The sequence below is a fragment of the Mycobacterium sp. SP-6446 genome (genome assembly GCF_001954045.1).
Lineage (GTDB): Bacteria > Actinomycetota > Actinomycetes > Mycobacteriales > Mycobacteriaceae > Mycobacterium.
Window position 1 is genome coordinate 44,875 of record NZ_MBEM01000136.1, and the last position, 16,554, is coordinate 61,428.

16 protein-coding genes are annotated in these 16,554 nt (G+C 67.5%); 9 read left to right on the forward strand and 7 right to left on the reverse strand.

The genetic code is table 11. From position 1 onward, the window contains the following. Window positions 1-4: 4 nt before the first annotated feature. The 7 genes from A5736_RS11880 to A5736_RS11910 all read left to right on the forward strand — a co-directional run bounded on the left by A5736_RS11880 (window position 5) and on the right by A5736_RS11910 (window position 5,662). Window positions 5-880 (forward strand): MoxR family ATPase, encoded by an 876-nt coding sequence (locus tag A5736_RS11880; protein ID WP_076064394.1) that lies wholly within the window; start codon window positions 5-7, stop codon window positions 878-880. A 9-nt stretch (window positions 881-889) separates the two neighbouring features. Further along, the gene (locus A5736_RS11885) at window positions 890-2,338 is read left to right on the forward strand and encodes a VWA domain-containing protein (RefSeq protein WP_076128314.1); all 1,449 of its coding nucleotides are present in this window, start codon (window positions 890-892) and stop codon (window positions 2,336-2,338) included. Window positions 2,339-2,418: 80 nt separating this feature from the next. Then, the gene (nadD, locus tag A5736_RS11890) at window positions 2,419-3,039 is read left to right on the forward strand and encodes a nicotinate-nucleotide adenylyltransferase (protein ID WP_369805166.1); all 621 of its coding nucleotides are present in this window, start codon (window positions 2,419-2,421) and stop codon (window positions 3,037-3,039) included. Continuing rightward, the gene (gene rsfS / locus A5736_RS11895; RefSeq protein WP_076128311.1) at window positions 3,036-3,422 is read left to right on the forward strand and encodes a ribosome silencing factor; all 387 of its coding nucleotides are present in this window, start codon (window positions 3,036-3,038) and stop codon (window positions 3,420-3,422) included. Before nadD ends, rsfS begins: the two co-directional genes overlap by 4 nt. Beyond that, window positions 3,419-4,096: a glucosyl-3-phosphoglycerate phosphatase gene (gene gpgP, locus A5736_RS11900; protein WP_076128309.1), complete on the forward strand. Its 678-nt coding sequence runs from the start codon at window positions 3,419-3,421 to the stop codon at window positions 4,094-4,096. The genes rsfS and gpgP overlap by 4 nt, the downstream gene beginning before the upstream one ends. Beyond that, complete coding sequence (gene octT, locus A5736_RS11905; RefSeq protein WP_076128307.1) at window positions 4,086-4,823, forward strand: diglucosylglycerate octanoyltransferase; 738 nt, start codon at window positions 4,086-4,088, stop codon at window positions 4,821-4,823. The genes gpgP and octT overlap by 11 nt, the downstream gene beginning before the upstream one ends. Window positions 4,824-4,828: 5 nt before the next feature. Continuing rightward, a complete protein-coding gene (locus A5736_RS11910) occupies window positions 4,829-5,662 on the forward strand; it encodes a DegV family protein (RefSeq protein ID WP_076246340.1) in 834 nt (277 codons plus the stop codon). On the opposite strand, the gene A5736_RS11915 is transcribed toward A5736_RS11910, so the two are convergent. From A5736_RS11915 to A5736_RS11945, 7 genes are all read right to left on the reverse strand, one after another. Then, window positions 5,659-6,546 (reverse strand): hypothetical protein, encoded by an 888-nt coding sequence (locus tag A5736_RS11915; protein ID WP_076246341.1) that lies wholly within the window; start codon window positions 6,544-6,546, stop codon window positions 5,659-5,661. The two genes, A5736_RS11910 and A5736_RS11915, sit on opposite strands and share 4 nt — an antisense overlap. A gap of 36 nt (window positions 6,547-6,582) precedes the next feature. Continuing rightward, a complete protein-coding gene (locus A5736_RS11920; protein ID WP_076246343.1) occupies window positions 6,583-9,480 on the reverse strand; it encodes an RND family transporter in 2,898 nt (965 codons plus the stop codon). Beyond that, window positions 9,477-9,935, reverse strand: a complete 459-nt coding sequence (locus A5736_RS11925; protein ID WP_083667353.1) for an MmpS family transport accessory protein — start codon at window positions 9,933-9,935, stop codon at window positions 9,477-9,479. The genes A5736_RS11920 and A5736_RS11925 overlap by 4 nt, the downstream gene beginning before the upstream one ends. A gap of 165 nt (window positions 9,936-10,100) precedes the next feature. Next, the gene (locus tag A5736_RS11930; protein ID WP_076246344.1) at window positions 10,101-11,159 is read right to left on the reverse strand and encodes a dihydrodipicolinate reductase; all 1,059 of its coding nucleotides are present in this window, start codon (window positions 11,157-11,159) and stop codon (window positions 10,101-10,103) included. 51 nt (window positions 11,160-11,210) lie between these two features. Further along, window positions 11,211-11,654 (reverse strand): PPOX class F420-dependent oxidoreductase, encoded by a 444-nt coding sequence (locus A5736_RS11935; RefSeq protein ID WP_076246346.1) that lies wholly within the window; start codon window positions 11,652-11,654, stop codon window positions 11,211-11,213. 4 nt (window positions 11,655-11,658) lie between these two features. Beyond that, entirely contained in the window at window positions 11,659-12,765 is a 1,107-nt protein-coding gene (locus tag A5736_RS11940; RefSeq protein ID WP_076246347.1) for an acyl-CoA dehydrogenase family protein, read from the reverse strand. Window positions 12,766-12,772: 7 nt separating this feature from the next. Beyond that, window positions 12,773-13,930 carry an acyl-CoA dehydrogenase family protein gene (locus A5736_RS11945; protein WP_076246348.1) on the reverse strand — a complete coding sequence of 386 codons (1,158 nt, stop codon included), beginning with the start codon at window positions 13,928-13,930 and terminating at the stop codon, window positions 12,773-12,775. 184 nt (window positions 13,931-14,114) lie between these two features. Here A5736_RS11945 and A5736_RS11950 point away from each other — a divergent pair, with 184 nt between their 5' ends. Beyond that, window positions 14,115-14,975 carry a ComEA family DNA-binding protein gene (locus A5736_RS11950; RefSeq protein ID WP_076246349.1) on the forward strand — a complete coding sequence of 287 codons (861 nt, stop codon included), beginning with the start codon at window positions 14,115-14,117 and terminating at the stop codon, window positions 14,973-14,975. Further along, entirely contained in the window at window positions 14,956-16,542 is a 1,587-nt protein-coding gene (locus tag A5736_RS11955; protein WP_371328376.1) for a ComEC/Rec2 family competence protein, read from the forward strand. Before A5736_RS11950 ends, A5736_RS11955 begins: the two co-directional genes overlap by 20 nt. Window positions 16,543-16,554 lie beyond the last annotated feature (12 nt).

The window sequence follows — 16,554 nt, forward strand, 5'->3', positions numbered from 1 at the left end:
GATTGTGAGTGTGCCCGCCCGGCCCGTGCCGCTGTTCGCGGACATCAACGACGTTTCGCGACGGCTGGCCGAAACCGGTTATCTGCCGGACACCGCCACGGCCACGGCCGTGTTCCTGGCCGACCGGCTCGGCAAGCCGCTTCTGGTGGAAGGCCCGGCCGGAGTGGGCAAGACGGAGCTGGCCCGCGCCGTCGCCCAGGCCACCGGGTCAGGGTTGGTCCGGCTGCAGTGCTACGAGGGCGTCGACGAGGCGCGGGCGCTCTACGAGTGGAACCACGCCAAGCAGATCCTGCGGATCCAGGCCGGCTCCGGAGACTGGGACGCGACCAAGAGCGACGTGTTCAGCGAGGAGTTCCTGCTGTCCCGGCCGCTGCTGACCGCCATCCGGCGCACCGAGCCGACCGTGCTGCTGATCGACGAGACCGACAAGGCCGACATCGAGATCGAGGGCCTGCTGTTGGAGGTGCTGTCCGACTTCGCGGTGACCGTGCCGGAACTGGGCACACTGACGGCCGAGCGGGCGCCGTTCGTGTTGCTCACCTCCAACGCCACGCGCGAACTGTCGGAGGCGCTCAAGCGCCGCTGCCTGTTCCTGCACATCGACTTTCCCAGCCCCGACCTGGAACGGCGCATCTTGCTGTCCCGAGTCCCCGAGCTGCCGGCGCACCTCGCCGAGGAATTGGTGCGCATCATCGGTGTGCTGCGCGGAATGCAGCTCAAGAAGGTGCCGTCCATCGCCGAAACCATCGACTGGGGCCGCACGCTGCTCGCGCTGGGCCTGGACACCATCGACGACGCGGTAGTCGCCCAGACGCTCGGCGTGGTCCTCAAGCACCAATCCGACCAACAACGCGCCAGTGGCGAGTTGCGGCTGAACTAGGAAGCACCGATGGCCGTCCGCCGCATCCGCCCCACCAGGCCGCTCGCCCCGCACGGGCTGCCCGGCCATCTGGTGGGCTTCGTGGAAGCGCTTCGCGGACAGGGAATTTCGGTGGGCCCCTCGGAGACGGTGGACGCGGGCCGGGTGATGGCCACCCTCGGGCTGGGTGATCGCGAGGTGCTGCGCGAAGGTATCGCCTGCGCGGTGTTGCGCCGCCCTGATCACCGCGAAACCTATGACGCCATGTTCGACCTGTGGTTTCCCCCGGCGTTGGGGGCGCGCGCGGTGGTCACCGAGGACGAGGCCGGCGACGCGCCGGCCGACGACTCCCTGCCACCCGACGACGTCGAGGCGATGCGCCAGATGCTGCTGGACCTGCTCACGGAGAATCCCGAGCTGGGCGACATGGACGAACGCCTGGTCGCGATGATCGCGCGGATCGTGGAGGCCTATGGCAAATACAGTTCCAGCCGCGGCCCGTCGTTCTCGTCGTACCAGGCGCTCAAGGCGATGGCGCTGGACGAGCTGGAAGGCAAGCTGCTGGCCGGACTCCTCGCCCCCTACGGTGACGAGCCGACGCCCACCCAGGAACAGATCGCCAAAGCGCTTGCCGCGCAGCGGATCACGCAGCTGCGCAAGCTGGTCGACGCCGAGACCAAGCGGCGCACCGCCGAGCAACTCGGCCGCGACCACGTCCAGATGTACGGCATCCCACAGCTTTCCGAGAACGTCGAGTTCCTGCGCGCCTCCGGCGATCAGCTGCGCCAGATGCAACGGGTGGTGGCTCCGCTGGCCCGCACCCTCGCGACCCGGCTCGCCGCGCGTCGGCGCCGCGCCCGCGCCGGGTCGATCGATCTGCGTAAAACGCTGCGCAAGTCGATGTCTACCGGCGGCGTGCCGATCGACGTGGTGTTAGCCAAACCGCGACCGGCGCGCCCGGAATTGGTCGTGCTCTGCGACGTGTCGGGTTCGGTCGCCGGGTTCAGCCACTTCACCCTGTTGCTGGTACACGCGTTGCGCCAACAGTTTTCGCGCGTCCGGGTCTTTGCCTTCATCGACACCACCGACGAGGTGACCCACATGTTCGGGCCGGAAGCCGACCTGGCCGTGGCGATCCAGCGGATCACCCGGGAGGCGGGCGTCTACAGCCGCGACGGTCATTCCGACTACGGCAACGCTTTCGTTTCGTTCCTGCAGGCGCACCCGAATGTGCTGTCGCCACGCAGTTCCCTGCTGGTGCTCGGGGACGGCCGCACCAACTACCGCGACCCGGCCATCGACGTGCTGACCGACATGGTGACCGCCAGCCGGCACGCGCACTGGCTCAACCCCGAGCCCAAACACCTGTGGGGTAGCGGCGACTCGGCGGTGCCGCGCTACCAAGAGGTGATCACGATGCACGAGTGCCGGTCGGCCAAGCAGCTGGCCGCGGTGATCGACCAGCTGCTACCCGTCTGAATTCCGGCGAGCGTGGCCGCGAGCTGCGGAATCGGCCCTGATCGCGCGCTCAAGTAAGCTGGCAAACCGTGCAAAAGCAGCTGCGCAGGCTCGGCGTGATGGGCGGGACGTTCGATCCCATCCATTACGGTCACCTGGTCGCTGCCAGCGAGGTCGCCGACCTGTTCGATCTCGACGAAGTGGTGTTCGTGCCCAGTGGCCAGCCGTGGCAGAAGGACCGGCACGTGTCGGCCGCCGAGGACCGCTACCTGATGACGGTGATCGCCACGGCCTCCAATCCCCGCTTCTCCGTGAGCCGGGTCGACATCGACCGCGCCGGGCCCACCTACACCCGCGACACGCTGCGCGATCTGCACGCCCTGAACCCCGATTCCGAGCTGTACTTCATCACCGGCGCCGACGCGCTGGCCTCCATTCTGTCGTGGCAGGGCTGGGACGAGCTCTTCGAGCTGGCGCGCTTCGTCGGGGTCAGCCGGCCCGGGTACGAGCTGCGCCGTGACCACATCACCGGTGTCGTGGGCGAACTGGCCGAGGACGCGCTGACCCTGGTCGAGATTCCGGCGCTGGCGATTTCGTCGACGGACTGTCGTCAGCGTGCCGAACAGCGCCGCCCGCTGTGGTACCTGATGCCCGACGGTGTCGTGCAATATGTCTCGAAGCGCGGGCTTTATAGCAAGCCGGGCGCCGAGGGGTCGGCATGACCGCGACCCCGGAAGCCATCGACATGGCGACGGTGGCGGCCGGCGCGGCCGCGGCCAAGCTCGCCGAGGATGTCGTCGTCATCGACGTCTCCGGCCAGTTGGTGATCACGGATTGCTTCGTCATCGCTTCGGCGTCCAACGAGCGGCAGGTCAACGCGATCGTCGACGAGGTCGAGGAGAAGATGCGCAAGGCGGGCTACCGTCCCGCGCGGCGCGAAGGTGCCCGGGAAGGCCGCTGGACGCTGCTGGATTACCGCGACATCGTCGTGCACATCCAGCATCAGGATGACCGCAACTTCTATGCGCTGGACCGCCTCTGGAGCGACTGCCCCGTGGTGCCGGTGGATTTGGGCGAGAACGACGACTCGGCGAGCGCGCGATGAGGGTGCGTCGCCTGGTGATGTTGCGGCATGGGCAAACCGACTTCAACGCCGGTAGCCGCATGCAGGGGCAACTGGACTCCGCGCTGACCGACCTGGGCCGCGCGCAGGCGGTCGCCGCCGCCGAAGTGCTGGGCAAGCTGCAGCCACTGCTGATCGTGTCGTCGGACCTGCATCGCGCCTACGACACGGCAATCAAGCTGGGGGAGCGGACCGGGCTGCAGGTTCGGGTGGATCGGCGGTTACGAGAGACCCACCTGGGCGACTGGCAGGGCCTGACTCACGCCCAGATCGACGCCGAGGCGCCGGGCGCCCGGCTGGCGTGGCGCGAGGACGCGACGTGGGCACCGCACGGCGGGGAAAGCAGGGCCGACGTCGCCGCGCGCAGTGTGCCATTGATCGCCGAATTGGTATCCGGCGAACCGGATTGGGGCGGGGCGGGCGAGCCTGGCCGGCCGGTGGTGCTGGTCGCCCACGGCGGGCTGATCGCCGCGTTGTCGGCCGCGCTGCTGAAGCTTCCCGTCTCGAGCTGGCCGGTATTGGGCGGCATGGGCAACGCGAGTTGGGTGCAGCTGTCCGGCCATTCCGACGACTCCGACGTTCGCGACCTCGAGAGCATCCGCTGGCGCCTCGACGTGTGGAACGCCTCGGCTCAGGTGCCCAACGATGTCCTCTAAAACACGTCCGGTGCTGCTCGTCTTCGCGGACTCGCTGGCCTACTACGGCCCGACCGGCGGGTTGCCCTCCGACGATTCGCGTATCTGGCCCAATATCGTTGCTTCGCAACTAGATTGGGATGTGGAGCTGATTGGCCGCATCGGCTGGACATGCCGCGACATCTGGTGGGCGGCGACCCAGGATCCACGCGCCTGGGCGGCGCTGCCCCGGGCCGGGGCGGTGATATTCGCCACCGGCGGGATGGATTCACTGCCCTCGGTGCTGCCGACCGCGCTGCGCGAGCTGATCCGCTACGTGCGGCCGCCGTGGCTGCGGCGCTGGGTCCGCGACGGCTATGGTTGGCTGCAGCCCCGGCTTTCACCGATGGCCAGGTCCGCGCTGCCGCCGCACTTGAGCGCCGAATACCTCGAACAGACCCGCGGCGCAATCGATTTCAACCGCCCCGGGATCCCGATCGTGGCCTCGCTGCCGTCGGTGCACATCGCGCAGACATACGGCAAGGCCCACCACGGTCGCGCGGGCACCGCCGCGGCGATCACCGAATGGGCGCAAAGCCACGATGTTCCCTTGGTCGATCTCAAAGCCGCTGTGGCCGAGCACATTATGAGTGGACGCGGCAACCCCGACGGGATTCACTGGAATTTCGAGGCCCACCAGGCGGTCGCGGAGCTCATGCTCAAGGCGCTGGCCGAAGCCGGTGTATCTACCGAGAAACCGCGCGGGTAGCACGCATGTCCGTGGTGGTGGTAACCGATGCGTCGTCGCGGCTGCCGGCCGAGTTGCTCGAAAAGTGGTCGATACGAGTCGTTCCGCTGCACGTCTTGCTCGACGGCGACGACCTGCGCGACGGCCTCGACGACATCCCAGACGATATCTACAAGCTGCACGCCACCACCGCGGCCGCCACGCCGGCCGAGTTGGCCAACGTCTACCAGGAGGCGCTTGCCGCCAGCGACGGGGACGGCGTAGTGGCGGTGCATATCTCGTCGGCGCTGTCGGGTACCTACGGCAACGCCGAACGAACCGCGGCCGACCTCGATCCGGCGATACAGGTCATCGACTCGAGGTCAGCCGCGATGGGCACCGGCTTTGCGGTGCTCGCCGCCGCACGGGCCGCGGCGGCCGGCGGCGACCTGCAGACCGTCGCGGCCGCCGCGAGTTCGGCCGTGGGCCGCAGTCACGCGTTCATCGTCGTGCACCGCCTGGACAACCTGCGGCGCAGCGGCCGGATCGGTGGCGCCACGGCGTGGCTTGGCACCGCGCTGTCGCTCAAGCCGCTGCTGCGCGTCGACGACGGCAAACTCGTTCTGGCCCAACGGGTGCGCACGGTCAGCAGCGCGACCGCGACGATGATCGATCGGGTCTGCGGGATCGTCGGCGATGGTCGTGCCGCGTTGGCGGTGCACCATGTCGCCAACCCCGACGGAGCGAGCGAGGTGGCGGCGACACTGGCGCGGCGGTTGCCGGAGTGCGAACCGGCGATCGTCACGCCGTTGGGGCCGGTGCTCGCGCTGCACGTCGGTGCGGGAGCCGTCGCGGTGTGCCTCGAATTGCCGGAGAGCTAGGCACGGGCCGAAATCGCAGAGCCGCCAAACGGCACTTCCACGCCTTTTTGAAATGACAACGCAGCGCTTTGAACCAGCAACGCGGCAACGAGCACGCCCAGCCAGAACCAGGCTTCGGCAGCACTGATATGCGCGGCCGGATCTTTATAACGCAACGCCATGATGGAACGCACGATTACGGCCGCAACGACAGCGACGGTAATGTAGGGGACGGCAATTCGGATCCGCCGCGCAATGCCGCCGGGAGGTGATTCCGTACGCCGCCTCCCAATTCCGATGTACCACAACGCGGCACACGCGATGATGATCGCCAGCGGTATCGGAATCGACAGCCTGTTGGCCCAGTCCCACATCGGCTGAAGCGGCCGGTGCGTCCGCGGATCGCCCAGCGAGAGCGCGAGGTGCATGATCGTATCTTCAACCAGGAACACGGTAATCGGGGGCACGAGGACTGCGAGGACAAATACGCAGTGTTTGGCGAGGACGCCCGCGGTGCCCGAAATAAACTGCACAATCGCGTAAAGCAGCATGTAAATGGACGCACCGAACGATACGGCGGCCAGCACTTCCACGGACCCGGCTCGGCCATTGGTGAGGGCGCAACCGCTCTCGCCGGCGAGCAACCCATATCGCAGGGTCGTCAGAAATAGGCCCAGGAACGCGCATACCAGTGCGATTCCCACTTGGGTGTCATGCTCGACCTCGCGCGGGTCTGGCGAATGACCCTCGCCGCGGCGCCGATAGGCGCGGTCGAGCACGAGATTTATGACGACAAAGGCGAAACCGGCGAGGATGCCGGTGAATTGCGCGTACGTCCTGGCCACGATCGATATGTCGAAGCCAGTCCAGAGGACGCAGGAGTCAGCAAGGTCCACCGTTCCCATTGTCGGGATAATAGCCGCACCGAACGGCCCAGTGCGTCAGGTTCGTCGCGCGTTGTCGCCTCGCGGATGGACAACCTGCGGCCACCAGAACCAACGCCCCAGCAGGGTAGCGATCGACGGCATCAACAGCGTGCGCACAATAAGCGTGTCGAGCAACAGACCAATGCAGACGGTGGATCCGAACTGGCCCAACACCCGCAGGTCGCTGCCCAGCATGGACGCCATGGTGAAGGCGAACACCAGACCCGCCGCGGTCACCACCCCGCCGGTCCCGGCCATCGACCGGATGATTCCGGTCTTGAGCCCGCCATGGATCTCCTCCCTGAACCGGGACACCAGTAGCAGGTTGTAGTCGGACCCGACGGCCAACAGGATGATGACCGATAGCGCCGCGACGATCCAGTGGATCTTGATGCCGAACAGATCCTGCCAAATCAGCACGGACAGGCCGAATGACGCCGCGATGGAGCTGGCCGCGGTGCCCACGATCACCATCGCCGCGACCACGCTCCTGGTGAGCAGCAGCATGATCATGAAGATCAGCGTGAGGGCCGACACCACCGCGATCATCAGGTCGAATTTCGCGCCGTCGTGCATGTCCTTGAAGGTCGCGGCCGTGCCGCCGAGATAAACCTTGGCGTCCGACAGCGAGGACTGTTTCAGACCCTCCTGCGCGGCGGTCCGCTCCGCGGCGACGCGCGAGATCCCTTCCGGGGTCATCGGATCGCCCTGATGGGTGATGAAGAAGCGCGCCGACTTACCGTCCGGCGACAAGAACATTCGCAGGCCCGTCTGGAAGTCCGGATTCTGGAAGGCCTCCGGCGGCAGGTAGAAGAAGTCGTCGTTCTTGGAGGCGTCGAAGCTCTGCCCCATCACGATCGCGGTATCGCTCATGGCCTCCATCTGATCGATCATCGCCTTGAACGTCTGGTACAACGTCAGCGTGATTCCCCGGGTCGTCTTCAGCGTCGCGATCAGCATGGGGAACAGCGCCATCAGATCGTGTGTGGCCGTGGCGGTGTGCTGGATGTCGGCCGTGAGGTCGTGAAACTTCTCGGCGAGCTGGTCGAAGCCGTCCAACGAGTCGAACAGAGACCGGGTCGACCAGCAGAGCGGAATGTCGTAGCAGTGCTTTTCCCAGTAGAAGTAACTGCGCATCGGCCGCCAGAAGTCGTCGAAATCCGCGATGTGGTTGCGCAACGTATCGGTGATTTCCGACGTTTCTGCCGTGGTCCTTGCGCTGTCGTCGGCGGCCTTCGAAAGATCTTGCGACACTTCGTATTGGCGCTGCGTGACGTTGATTTGGTCCTGCAGCAGGTCGGCCATCTTGAGAATGTCAGCCATGCGGTCCTTGAGGAACGCCATGTTTTGCATCGTCGTCTGACTCTGCATGCTGTTCTGGAACGGAATCGAGCTGTGCTGGATCGGAATGCCCAGCGGCCTGGTGATGTCCTGGACCATCGCGATGCCCACCGTGCGCATGACGTTCTTGGCCACCCTGTCCAACACCAGCATGTCGGCCGGATTTCGCATGTCATGGTCGGCTTCGACCATCAACATGTCGGGGTTCATCCGTGCCTGCGAGAAATGCCGATCCGCCGCCGCTTGCCCAAGATTGGAGGGTGCCGAGGTCGGCAGGTAGTACCGGTCGTTGTAACTCGTGACATAGCTGGGCAGGGCGACCATGCCGACCAGCACGACCGCGGCGCTGATCGCCAGAACCGGTGCGGGCCAACGCACTACCGCGGTGCCCGCCCGCCGCCACAGCCGACCCCTCTTAACCGCCCGCTTGGACTCGAAGAAATGGAAGCGACTGCCCACGAACACGACCGCCGGTCCCAGCGTGAGGCCGGCCAACACCACGACCAGCATGCCGATCGCGACGGGTGCGCCCATCGTGTTGAACCAGGGCAGGCGCGCAAAACTCAGGCAATAGGTCGCCCCGGCGATCGTCAGGCCTGACCCCAGGACGACCGGCGCCACCCCGCGAAATGTGGTGTAGTACGCGGTTTCTCGATCCTCGCCGGCGCGCAGCGCCTCTTGATAACGGCCGACGAGGAAGATCCCGTAGTCCGTCCCCGCCGCGATCGCCAACATGGTCAGGATGTTGGCGGCGAACGTGGTCAGCCCGAATGCGTTGTGATAGGCCAGGACCGCGACGACTCCCCGCGAACACGCCAACGCGACGAACGTCATGAACAGCTGGACCAGCGTCGTGACGATGGACCGATAGACCAGCAGCAGCATGATCGCGATCGCGCCCAGGGTGAACAGGGTGATCTTGGCCAGGCTCGCGTTACCGATGAGGTGCATGTCATCGGACAGCGCGGCGGGACCGGTGACGTAGGCCTTCACCCCCGGCGGCGCCTGATTGCGATCGATCACCTTCCGCACGGCGTCCACTGATTCGTTCGCCTGCGTCGTGCCTTGGTTGCCGGCGAGGTTCAACATGACGTAGGCGCCCTTGGCGTCGGCGCTCTGCGCCCCCGCCGCGGTTAGCCGGTCTCCCCAGAAGTCCTGGATGTGCTGGATGTGTTGGGGATCCTGGCGCAGTTGGCGGATCAGGTTGTCGTAGTAGCGATGCGCGTCGTCGCCGAGGGGTTTCTGACCTTCCAGCACGATCATCACGGTGCTGTTGGAATCGAATTCGTGGAAGTTGTGGCCCAGCAGCATCATCGCTTTCATGGACGGAGCGTCCAGTGGCGTCATTGGCGCCGAGTGCGCTTCGCCGACGACTTCCAAGCGGGGGACGATGACGTTCACCAGAACCGTCACGAAGACCCAGCCCAAGATGATGGGCACCGCGAAGATGCGGATTGTGTGGGGGAGGGCCGGACGGTGGCCGCGTGCGGGCTTGCCGGGGCTCTGGGCGTGGATCGGGCCCGTGTCCGCGTCCGCGGCGGTCATCGGGCTCTTGTTGTTCACGTCGCTCATGCGGACTTCACCAGGCAGAAGGTCTGGGCGTTGTGGCCGTCGGAGTTTTGCTGCTCGCGCACGACGCCGTCCACGGTGATTTTGCAGCTGATGCTGCTGCCGTCGCTTTGCGCCATGATGTTGGCGCTGACCGCGGGGAGTGTCGTCGAAATCGTGGTGGACCACGGCAGCGGCGCGGCGTTGACCTGGTGCGTGTTGGCGTTCTCGTCCCAGTAGTTGATGTTGGCCGTGGCGCCCGGTGGGCCGGACACCTCGTAGACGACGACCTTGGGGTTGAACTGCACGATCTCGATCCCGGCCCCGGCGTTCGCGTTGAGGTCCTGCGAGCCGAAGATCTTGTGCAGGCGCATCACGACCAGGCCCGAGACAGCGAGAACGGCGACGAGGAGCAGCGGAATCCAGGCTCGTTTCAATATGCGGGTCAGCGCTCCGGTCGTTGAACCTGGACTAGTCATCACCAGACCGCCTTCCGCTCACCGCTGGCGGGCCTGCCGTCCCGCCCGAAAGCTCACCACCGTCATCGGCGACGTCCATTGTCGCCAGGAACCTTTGCTCGGCTAAGTATGCTAACCCTTAGAGGACGGAAGCGTTCCTCCGGGTGTGCCCGGTGTGGCACCGGTCTAGCGCGCAACCCGTCCCGTCACCGGCGGCAAGTCCGCCAATGTCGCGATGCCGGGCTTCGCGGCCACCACTGCCGGGACTGCATTGGTAACCGGCATCGCGGTGTAGATCATTCCCAGACCCATGAACCCGGGCTCGGTCCAATCCTTCGGTGGCAGGCAGTGCAGGACGGTGCGCATGTTGGGCAGCCCGAAAACCTGGATGACGTGGCCGTGCTCGAGGGGCTTGGGCGGCACCACATGGCTGCCCATGATCCAGTTGAATCCGACGCTGACGACGTTGCGGTCACCTTCCCAGCCGCGGTGGTAGCCATAGACGCTGCCGACCGTCCCCGCGGGAATCTTCATGAAGCCCAGATCGGAATCTGCGGTGGCCGCGGTGAAGGTGACGTCGAACGTCATCTTGTCCAGCTTCGCGCCGATCGCATCGGCCATCATCGCCGCCGACTCCGCGAAGACCTCGCTTTCCCGGCGAACGCTGTCCGCCAGCCCAGGGGTGTCGGGATCCTGCGAGAACCCCATAGCCGTCTGGGTTTCCGCCGACTCGTAGGTCGAGCAATCCACCGACTCGGTGATCCGGATCTCGTCGACGCGCTCGCAGGAGGCCGACAGCACCATGCCGACCATGTTCGTCATTCCGGGGTGCGCGCCGCTGCCGAAAATCGTCGAATTACCTTTGCGACAGGCGTCCTCGATGCGTTTGCGGTCCTGCGGCGTCTGCTTGCCGCCGGTGATCCACGCCGCGCTGGTGCACACGTTGACGCCCGATTCCAGCAGGCGGACCAGTTCGTCGACGTTGGGCCACAACGGGTTATAGCAACACGCGTCGGGCCTCAGCGCGAGCAGCGCGTCGACGTCGTTGGTCGCCTGCACCCCGGTCGGCTCCGGCCAGCCGGCTAGTTTGGCGGCGTCGACGCCGACCTTGTCCTGCCCATGCGCGTAGACGCCGACCAGCTCCATGTCGGGCCTGCCGATGATGGCGTGCAGCGATCGCCGCCCGATGTTGCCGGTCGTCCACTGGATCACGCGCAATGGACGGTCTTCTCCGGTGGTGCTCATCGGGGGCTCCTTTGCCGTAGGCGCTTCGCGCTCAGTCGCGGTCGGTCGCGTTCAGTCGCTGATATCGAATCCGGCGACCACCTTGGTCGGGCGCACACGCACCACGAGTTCGCCGGGAACGGCGTTGCGGCGGCCGAATTCGTCGGCGCGGTCGGCGCCCATGTACCGCGCGCCGGTCCTGGTGGTGAACTCCAGCACGTCACCGGGATTGTCCGTCGTCGTCGCCACGCCCTGCACCTGTACGAACGAATAGGGCGGGTGGGGGTCGTCGACGCAGATGGTGACTCGCGAATCACGCGCCAGGGCACGGCCTTTCGACGTGTCACGGCCGGTGGTGAACACCAGCACGCCACCGTCTTGCTCCATATCCACGACAAACCACACCGGCGCGACCAGCGGCCTGCCGTCGGCCGCGACGTAACCCAGCATCCCGGTGCGGGTGCCGGCCGAGAGGAACTCGACGACCCTGTCTGACAGCTCCGGCTTCTCGGCCATGGCGCTAGAGCCGGACCAAGTCGTAGTCGGCGATGTGGTCGATGAGCACTTGCAGGTGGTCCTGCGAGGAGCCCAGCGTGTGCTCGATCGCGGTAAGCCGGGCCGCGTAGTGGGCGACCGGATACTCGGCGGTCATGCCGATGCCGCCGTGCAGCTGGATGGACTCCTGCGCGATGTGCCGTGCGGACCGGCCGATCTGCAGCTTGGCACGCGACGCGATCACCGGGTCGAGGTTGCCGTCGGCGATCGACATCGCGGCGTAGAAGCTCATGCTGCGGGCCAACTCCAGCGACACGTACATGTCGGCGGCGCGCTGGGTGAGCGCCTGGAATTTGTTGAGCGTGACGCCGAACTGCTTGCGGCTCTTGAGGTAATCGGTGGTTAGACGCAGCGCTTCCTCCATCGCGCCAACGGCTTCGCAACACAACGCCGACTGGATTCGGACGAGTGCCTCGAGGATGGCCGTCGACGCGTCCGCCGCGTCGCCGAGGGGCTCGGCGGGCGTGGAGTCCAGCTCGATCTGGGCGCCGCGCTGGCCGTCGAAGGTCGGATAGGGGTGCCGGGTGACCGCATCACCGTCGACGACGAACAATCCCGTTCCGCCGTCGGGCAATGCGGCGCTGACCACCAGGGCGTCGGCGCAGTCCCCGGCCGGGACCGGGTTCTTCGTTCCGGTCAGGGTCCACGAATCGCCTTGCCGCGCAGCCTGCGTGGAGACGGCCGCGGTCGGTTTCCGGTGACCGGTTTCCAAATGGGCGAACGCGAGCAACTTTTGGCCCGCCGCAACCTCGTCCAGCAGCTGCTTTTGCGGGTCGCTGCCGCGTTCGGCGATCAGTGCGCCGGGTGCCAGGGCGGCGTGCACGACGGGCTCGGGTGCCAGCCGTCGCCCGATCTCGGTGAGCACCACCATGATCTCGATCTGGCCCGCCTCGTCCGGCTCGAACCCGAGGCCGAGAATCCCGGTGTCGGCGAGCTGGCTCCACACGTCGCGGCTCCAGCCGAGCTCGCTCTCGATGATCTTGTTGCGGCTCTCGGGATCGTAGCTGCGCGACAGGAGGTCGCGCGTGGTGTCGCGGAGCAGGGCCTGCTCGTCGCTCAGCTGAAAGTCCATGGCTGCCTCACAATCCCAGAATGGTGGACGCGATGATGTTGCGCTGCACTTCGTTGCTGCCGCCGTAGATCGACGTCTTGCGGTAGTTGAGGTAGCGCGGCGCGGCCGATTGCGCCCAGGCCGGTGACGCGATGTCACCGCCGTCGACCGGCAGCGCGTCGGGTCCGGCGACTTCGACGAGCAGCTCGGTGGCGATCTGCTGCAGTTGGCTGCCGCGCATCTTGAGCACCGACGATGCGGGGTTGGGTTTACCGTCCGCGGAGTCCGTGGTCACCCGGGACTGCGTGAGTTCCAGTGCCAGCACCTCGTTTTCGGCTTCGGCCAGGCGTGCCGCGAACAGTGGGTCGTCGAGCAGACCGGTCTCGATGGCGTGTTTTTTCACCTCGGCGAGGCGGACCTTGGTGCGGCCGACGCCGGCGATGCCGGTGCGTTCGTTGCCCAGCAGGAACTTCGCGTATGTCCAGCCCTGATTCTCTTCTCCCACAAGTTGATTGGCCGGCACCCGAACGTCTTCGAAGAAGACCTCGTTCACTTCGCGGCCACCGTCGATCGTCTTGATCGGGCGCAGCGTGATACCCGGCGTCCCCATGTCGAAGAGCAGGAACGAAATGCCGGCCTGGCGCTTGGGCGCCTGCGGGTCGGTGCGCACCAGGCAGAAGATCCAGTCCGCATATTGGCCGAGCGTGGTCCACGTCTTCTGGCCGTTGACGACATAGGTGTCGCCATCGCGGACGGCGGTGGTGCGCAGCGAGGCCAGGTCCGAGCCGGCCTCGGGCTCGGAGAACCCCTGGCACCACCAGATGTCGATGCTGGCCGTCGGGGGCAGGAAGCGCTCCTTGATTTCCTGGGACCCGAATTCGGCGATCACCGGGCCGACCATCTTGGTGTTGAAGTTCAGTGGCTCTGGGACGCACGCCAGTTGCATCTCGTCGGCCCAGATCTGGTACTGGGTCGGCGTCCAATCCTTGCCCCCCCATTCGACCGGCCAGTTGGGCACCGCGAGCCCGTGCTCGTGGAGGATCTTGTGGCTGGTGACGATGTGGTCCTTGGTCACCGGCGCCCCCTGGCGCACCGCCTCGCGGAGCTCCTCGGGGATCTTTGTGGTGTAGAAGGTGCGAAGCTCGTCGCGGAATGCGGCTTCCTCGGGTGTGAGCGCCAACTGCATGGCAGCCTCCTGTCGTCTGGGGGTGAAGCCGCGGATGGGTTTCCGGCCCGGCCGATCGCTTCGGCTTTCTATCTTGACCCATCGCCTGCTGTGCTTTTGCACAGCCTCGGGTTAGTCCACAAACGGGCGCCGCGACGCCCTGGACGGGGCCATTGCGGCGGTCGCCGCGCTTACCGTCGCCGGCATGCGCATAGAACTGCCCGCCGAGCGCCTGCAGCGGCGGCTCGGCGCCGAGCCCGATGCCGATTCGCACGCCGATCCCGAGGATCCCGAGCATGACCCGGACGCGCCGGACGACGATCAGAATTCGTTGTTGCCCCGATGGCTTCCCGACGCGTCCCAGCGCGGGGGGTGGGTCGCAAGGCTGCGCGCCGACCCCGGCCGCGCGGGCGCTATCGCGATGGCGGTGGTCGCCGCGCTGGCCGTGCTGGTCACGATATTCACCTTGGTGCGCGACAGGCCCGCGCCGGTGATGTCGGCCAAGCTTCCTCCCGTCGAGAAGGCGTCCACTGCGAGCCCCAGATCGTCGGCGGGTCCGGTTGCGGGCCAGCCGGCGGGCGACCGGCCCTGCGTCGTCAGCGTGGTCGGCCTGGTCCGCACCCCCGGGCTGGTCACCCTGGCGCCCGGCGCGCGGATCGCCGATGCGCTGCAGGCCGCGGGCGGTGCGGTGGACGGCGCGGACACCATCGGATTGAACATGGCCCGTCCGGTCGGCGACGGCGAACAGATCGTGGTCGGGCTGGCCCCGATCTCGGGGCGGCCCACGGCGCTCGGCAGCTCGGTGGCCTCCGGCTCGGCGCCGACGCCCGGGACGCCGGCGCCCGTATCGGGATCGGCCAAGCCGAAACCGGGGCAGCCGCTCGACCTGAACACCGCGAGCGTGGAGCAGCTGGACGCCCTGCCCGGGGTCGGGCCGGTCACCGCCGCTGCGATCGTGGCGTGGCGGCAGGCCAACGGCAAGTTCACCAGCGTCGACCAGCTCGCCGACGTCGATGGCATCGGCCCGGCGCGGCTGGAAAAGCTGCGTGCCCTGGTCCGCGTCTGACGCTGCGGGCTTCGACGGATCGCCGCTGGCCCACCTGGATGTCCGGCTGGTCCCGGCCGCCGTCACGGGATGGACGGTCACCGCCGCGGGGATCGTGTGGCCGGTTGGCCGGGCGCTGGCATGCTGCTGCGTCGCGCTGGTTGCCGCCTCGTGTGGGCTGCTGTGCGCGGCGCGGAGCCACGCGCGCCTGCGGGCGATCGGCGCCGGCGTGCTGGCGATCGGTGTCGTGGGTGCGGGCTTCGGGCTGGCGATCGCGCTGCGCACCGACGCGGTGGCGCGCCATCCCGTCGCCGCGGCGTTCGGTACCGCCGCCCCGGTGACGGTTACCCCAGCCGAGAGCCCGCGGCCCGTCGGCCGGGGCAGCCTGATGTTTCGCGCCACCTTGCAGCGGGTGCGCGCCGACGAAATGTCCGGCCGGGTAGTCGTTTTCGCGCGCACGTCGGACTTCGGTGGCGTGATGGCCGGCCAGCCGGTGCGCTTCACCGCGCGCATCAACCGTCCCGCGCGCCATGACCTGACGGTCGCCGTGCTCAACGCGACGGGCCGCCCGACGCTGGGCGAGGCCGGCGCGGTGCAGCGGGCCGCTCACGCTGTGCGCACGCGGTTCTCCGCCACCGCCCGCGATGCGCTGCCTGCCGAGCAGGCCGCGATGCTGCCCGCCCTGGTCCTCGGGGACACCGCGGCGGTCAGCGCGGAGACCGGTCGCGACTTACGCGCCGCTGGCATGACGCACTTGACGGCGGTGTCGGGAGCCAACGTCACGATCGTGTGCGCGGCGGTGCTGTTCTCGGCGCGGCTGATCGGCCGCCGCGCGGCCGTGGCGCTGGCCGCGGTGGCACTGGTCGCCTTCGTCATCGTCGTCCAACCGACGCCGAGCGTGTTGCGCGCGGCCATGATGGGTGCCATCGCGTTGGCGGGGATCCTGTCTTCGAGGCGGCGGCAAGCGATTCCGGCCCTGTCGGCGGCGGTGCTGATACTGCTGACCGTCGCTCCCCACCTGGCCGTCGACGTTGGCTTCGCACTGTCGGTGCTGGCGACGGCCGCGCTGGTCGTCATCGCACCGGTCTGGTCGCGGCGCCTGAGCAAAAGAGGCTGTCCCAAGCCGCTGGCGGATGCCCTCGCGGTGGCATGTGCCGCGCACGCGGTGACCGCGCCGCTGGTCGCCGGCATTTCGGGCCGGCTCAGCCTGCTGGCCGTGGTCGCGAACCTCGCGGTCGCGCCGGCGATAGCGCCGATCACGGTGCTGGGCAGCGCGGCGGCCGTGTTGTGCATGTTGTGGCCGGCCGGTGCGGAGCTGCTGATCCGATTCGCCGGCCCCGAGCTGTGGTGGGTGCTGAGGGTGGCGCGCTGGGTGGCCGGGGTTCCCGCGGCGACCGTGCCCGTTGCGTCCGGTGCGGCCGGCGTGCTGACGGTCGGCGGCGCCACCGTCGTGGTCGTTCTGCTCGCGCGGCTGTTGTGGCGGTGGCGCGGGTTTCGTGTGGCGGTCGGGTTGGCGGGCGCCGCGGTGGGCGTGTGGGTGGCGGCCTGGTCCCTGTCGGGACTAATGGCGATCGCAACTGCGGCGTAGCCGGGCGTGGCG

Bases quoted from the DNA above. Each gene is read 5' to 3' on its own strand.
- A5736_RS11885 (WP_076128314.1), top strand. From the start codon at position 890: ATGGCCGTCCGCCGCATCCGCCCCACCAGGCCGCTCGCCCCGCACGGG.
- rsfS (WP_076128311.1), top strand. From the start codon at position 3,036: ATGACCGCGACCCCGGAAGCCATCGACATGGCGACGGTGGCGGCCGGC.
- gpgP (WP_076128309.1), top strand. From the start codon at position 3,419: ATGAGGGTGCGTCGCCTGGTGATGTTGCGGCATGGGCAAACCGACTTC.
- octT (WP_076128307.1), top strand. From the start codon at position 4,086: ATGTCCTCTAAAACACGTCCGGTGCTGCTCGTCTTCGCGGACTCGCTG.
- A5736_RS11910 (WP_076246340.1), top strand. From the start codon at position 4,829: ATGTCCGTGGTGGTGGTAACCGATGCGTCGTCGCGGCTGCCGGCCGAG.
- A5736_RS11915 (WP_076246341.1), bottom strand. From the start codon at position 6,546: ATGGGAACGGTGGACCTTGCTGACTCCTGCGTCCTCTGGACTGGCTTC.
- A5736_RS11920 (WP_076246343.1), bottom strand. From the start codon at position 9,480: ATGAGCGACGTGAACAACAAGAGCCCGATGACCGCCGCGGACGCGGAC.
- A5736_RS11925 (WP_083667353.1), bottom strand. From the start codon at position 9,935: ATGACTAGTCCAGGTTCAACGACCGGAGCGCTGACCCGCATATTGAAA.
- A5736_RS11930 (WP_076246344.1), bottom strand. From the start codon at position 11,159: ATGAGCACCACCGGAGAAGACCGTCCATTGCGCGTGATCCAGTGGACG.
- A5736_RS11935 (WP_076246346.1), bottom strand. From the start codon at position 11,654: ATGGCCGAGAAGCCGGAGCTGTCAGACAGGGTCGTCGAGTTCCTCTCG.
- A5736_RS11940 (WP_076246347.1), bottom strand. From the start codon at position 12,765: ATGGACTTTCAGCTGAGCGACGAGCAGGCCCTGCTCCGCGACACCACG.
- A5736_RS11945 (WP_076246348.1), bottom strand. From the start codon at position 13,930: ATGCAGTTGGCGCTCACACCCGAGGAAGCCGCATTCCGCGACGAGCTT.
- A5736_RS11950 (WP_076246349.1), top strand. From the start codon at position 14,115: ATGCGCATAGAACTGCCCGCCGAGCGCCTGCAGCGGCGGCTCGGCGCC.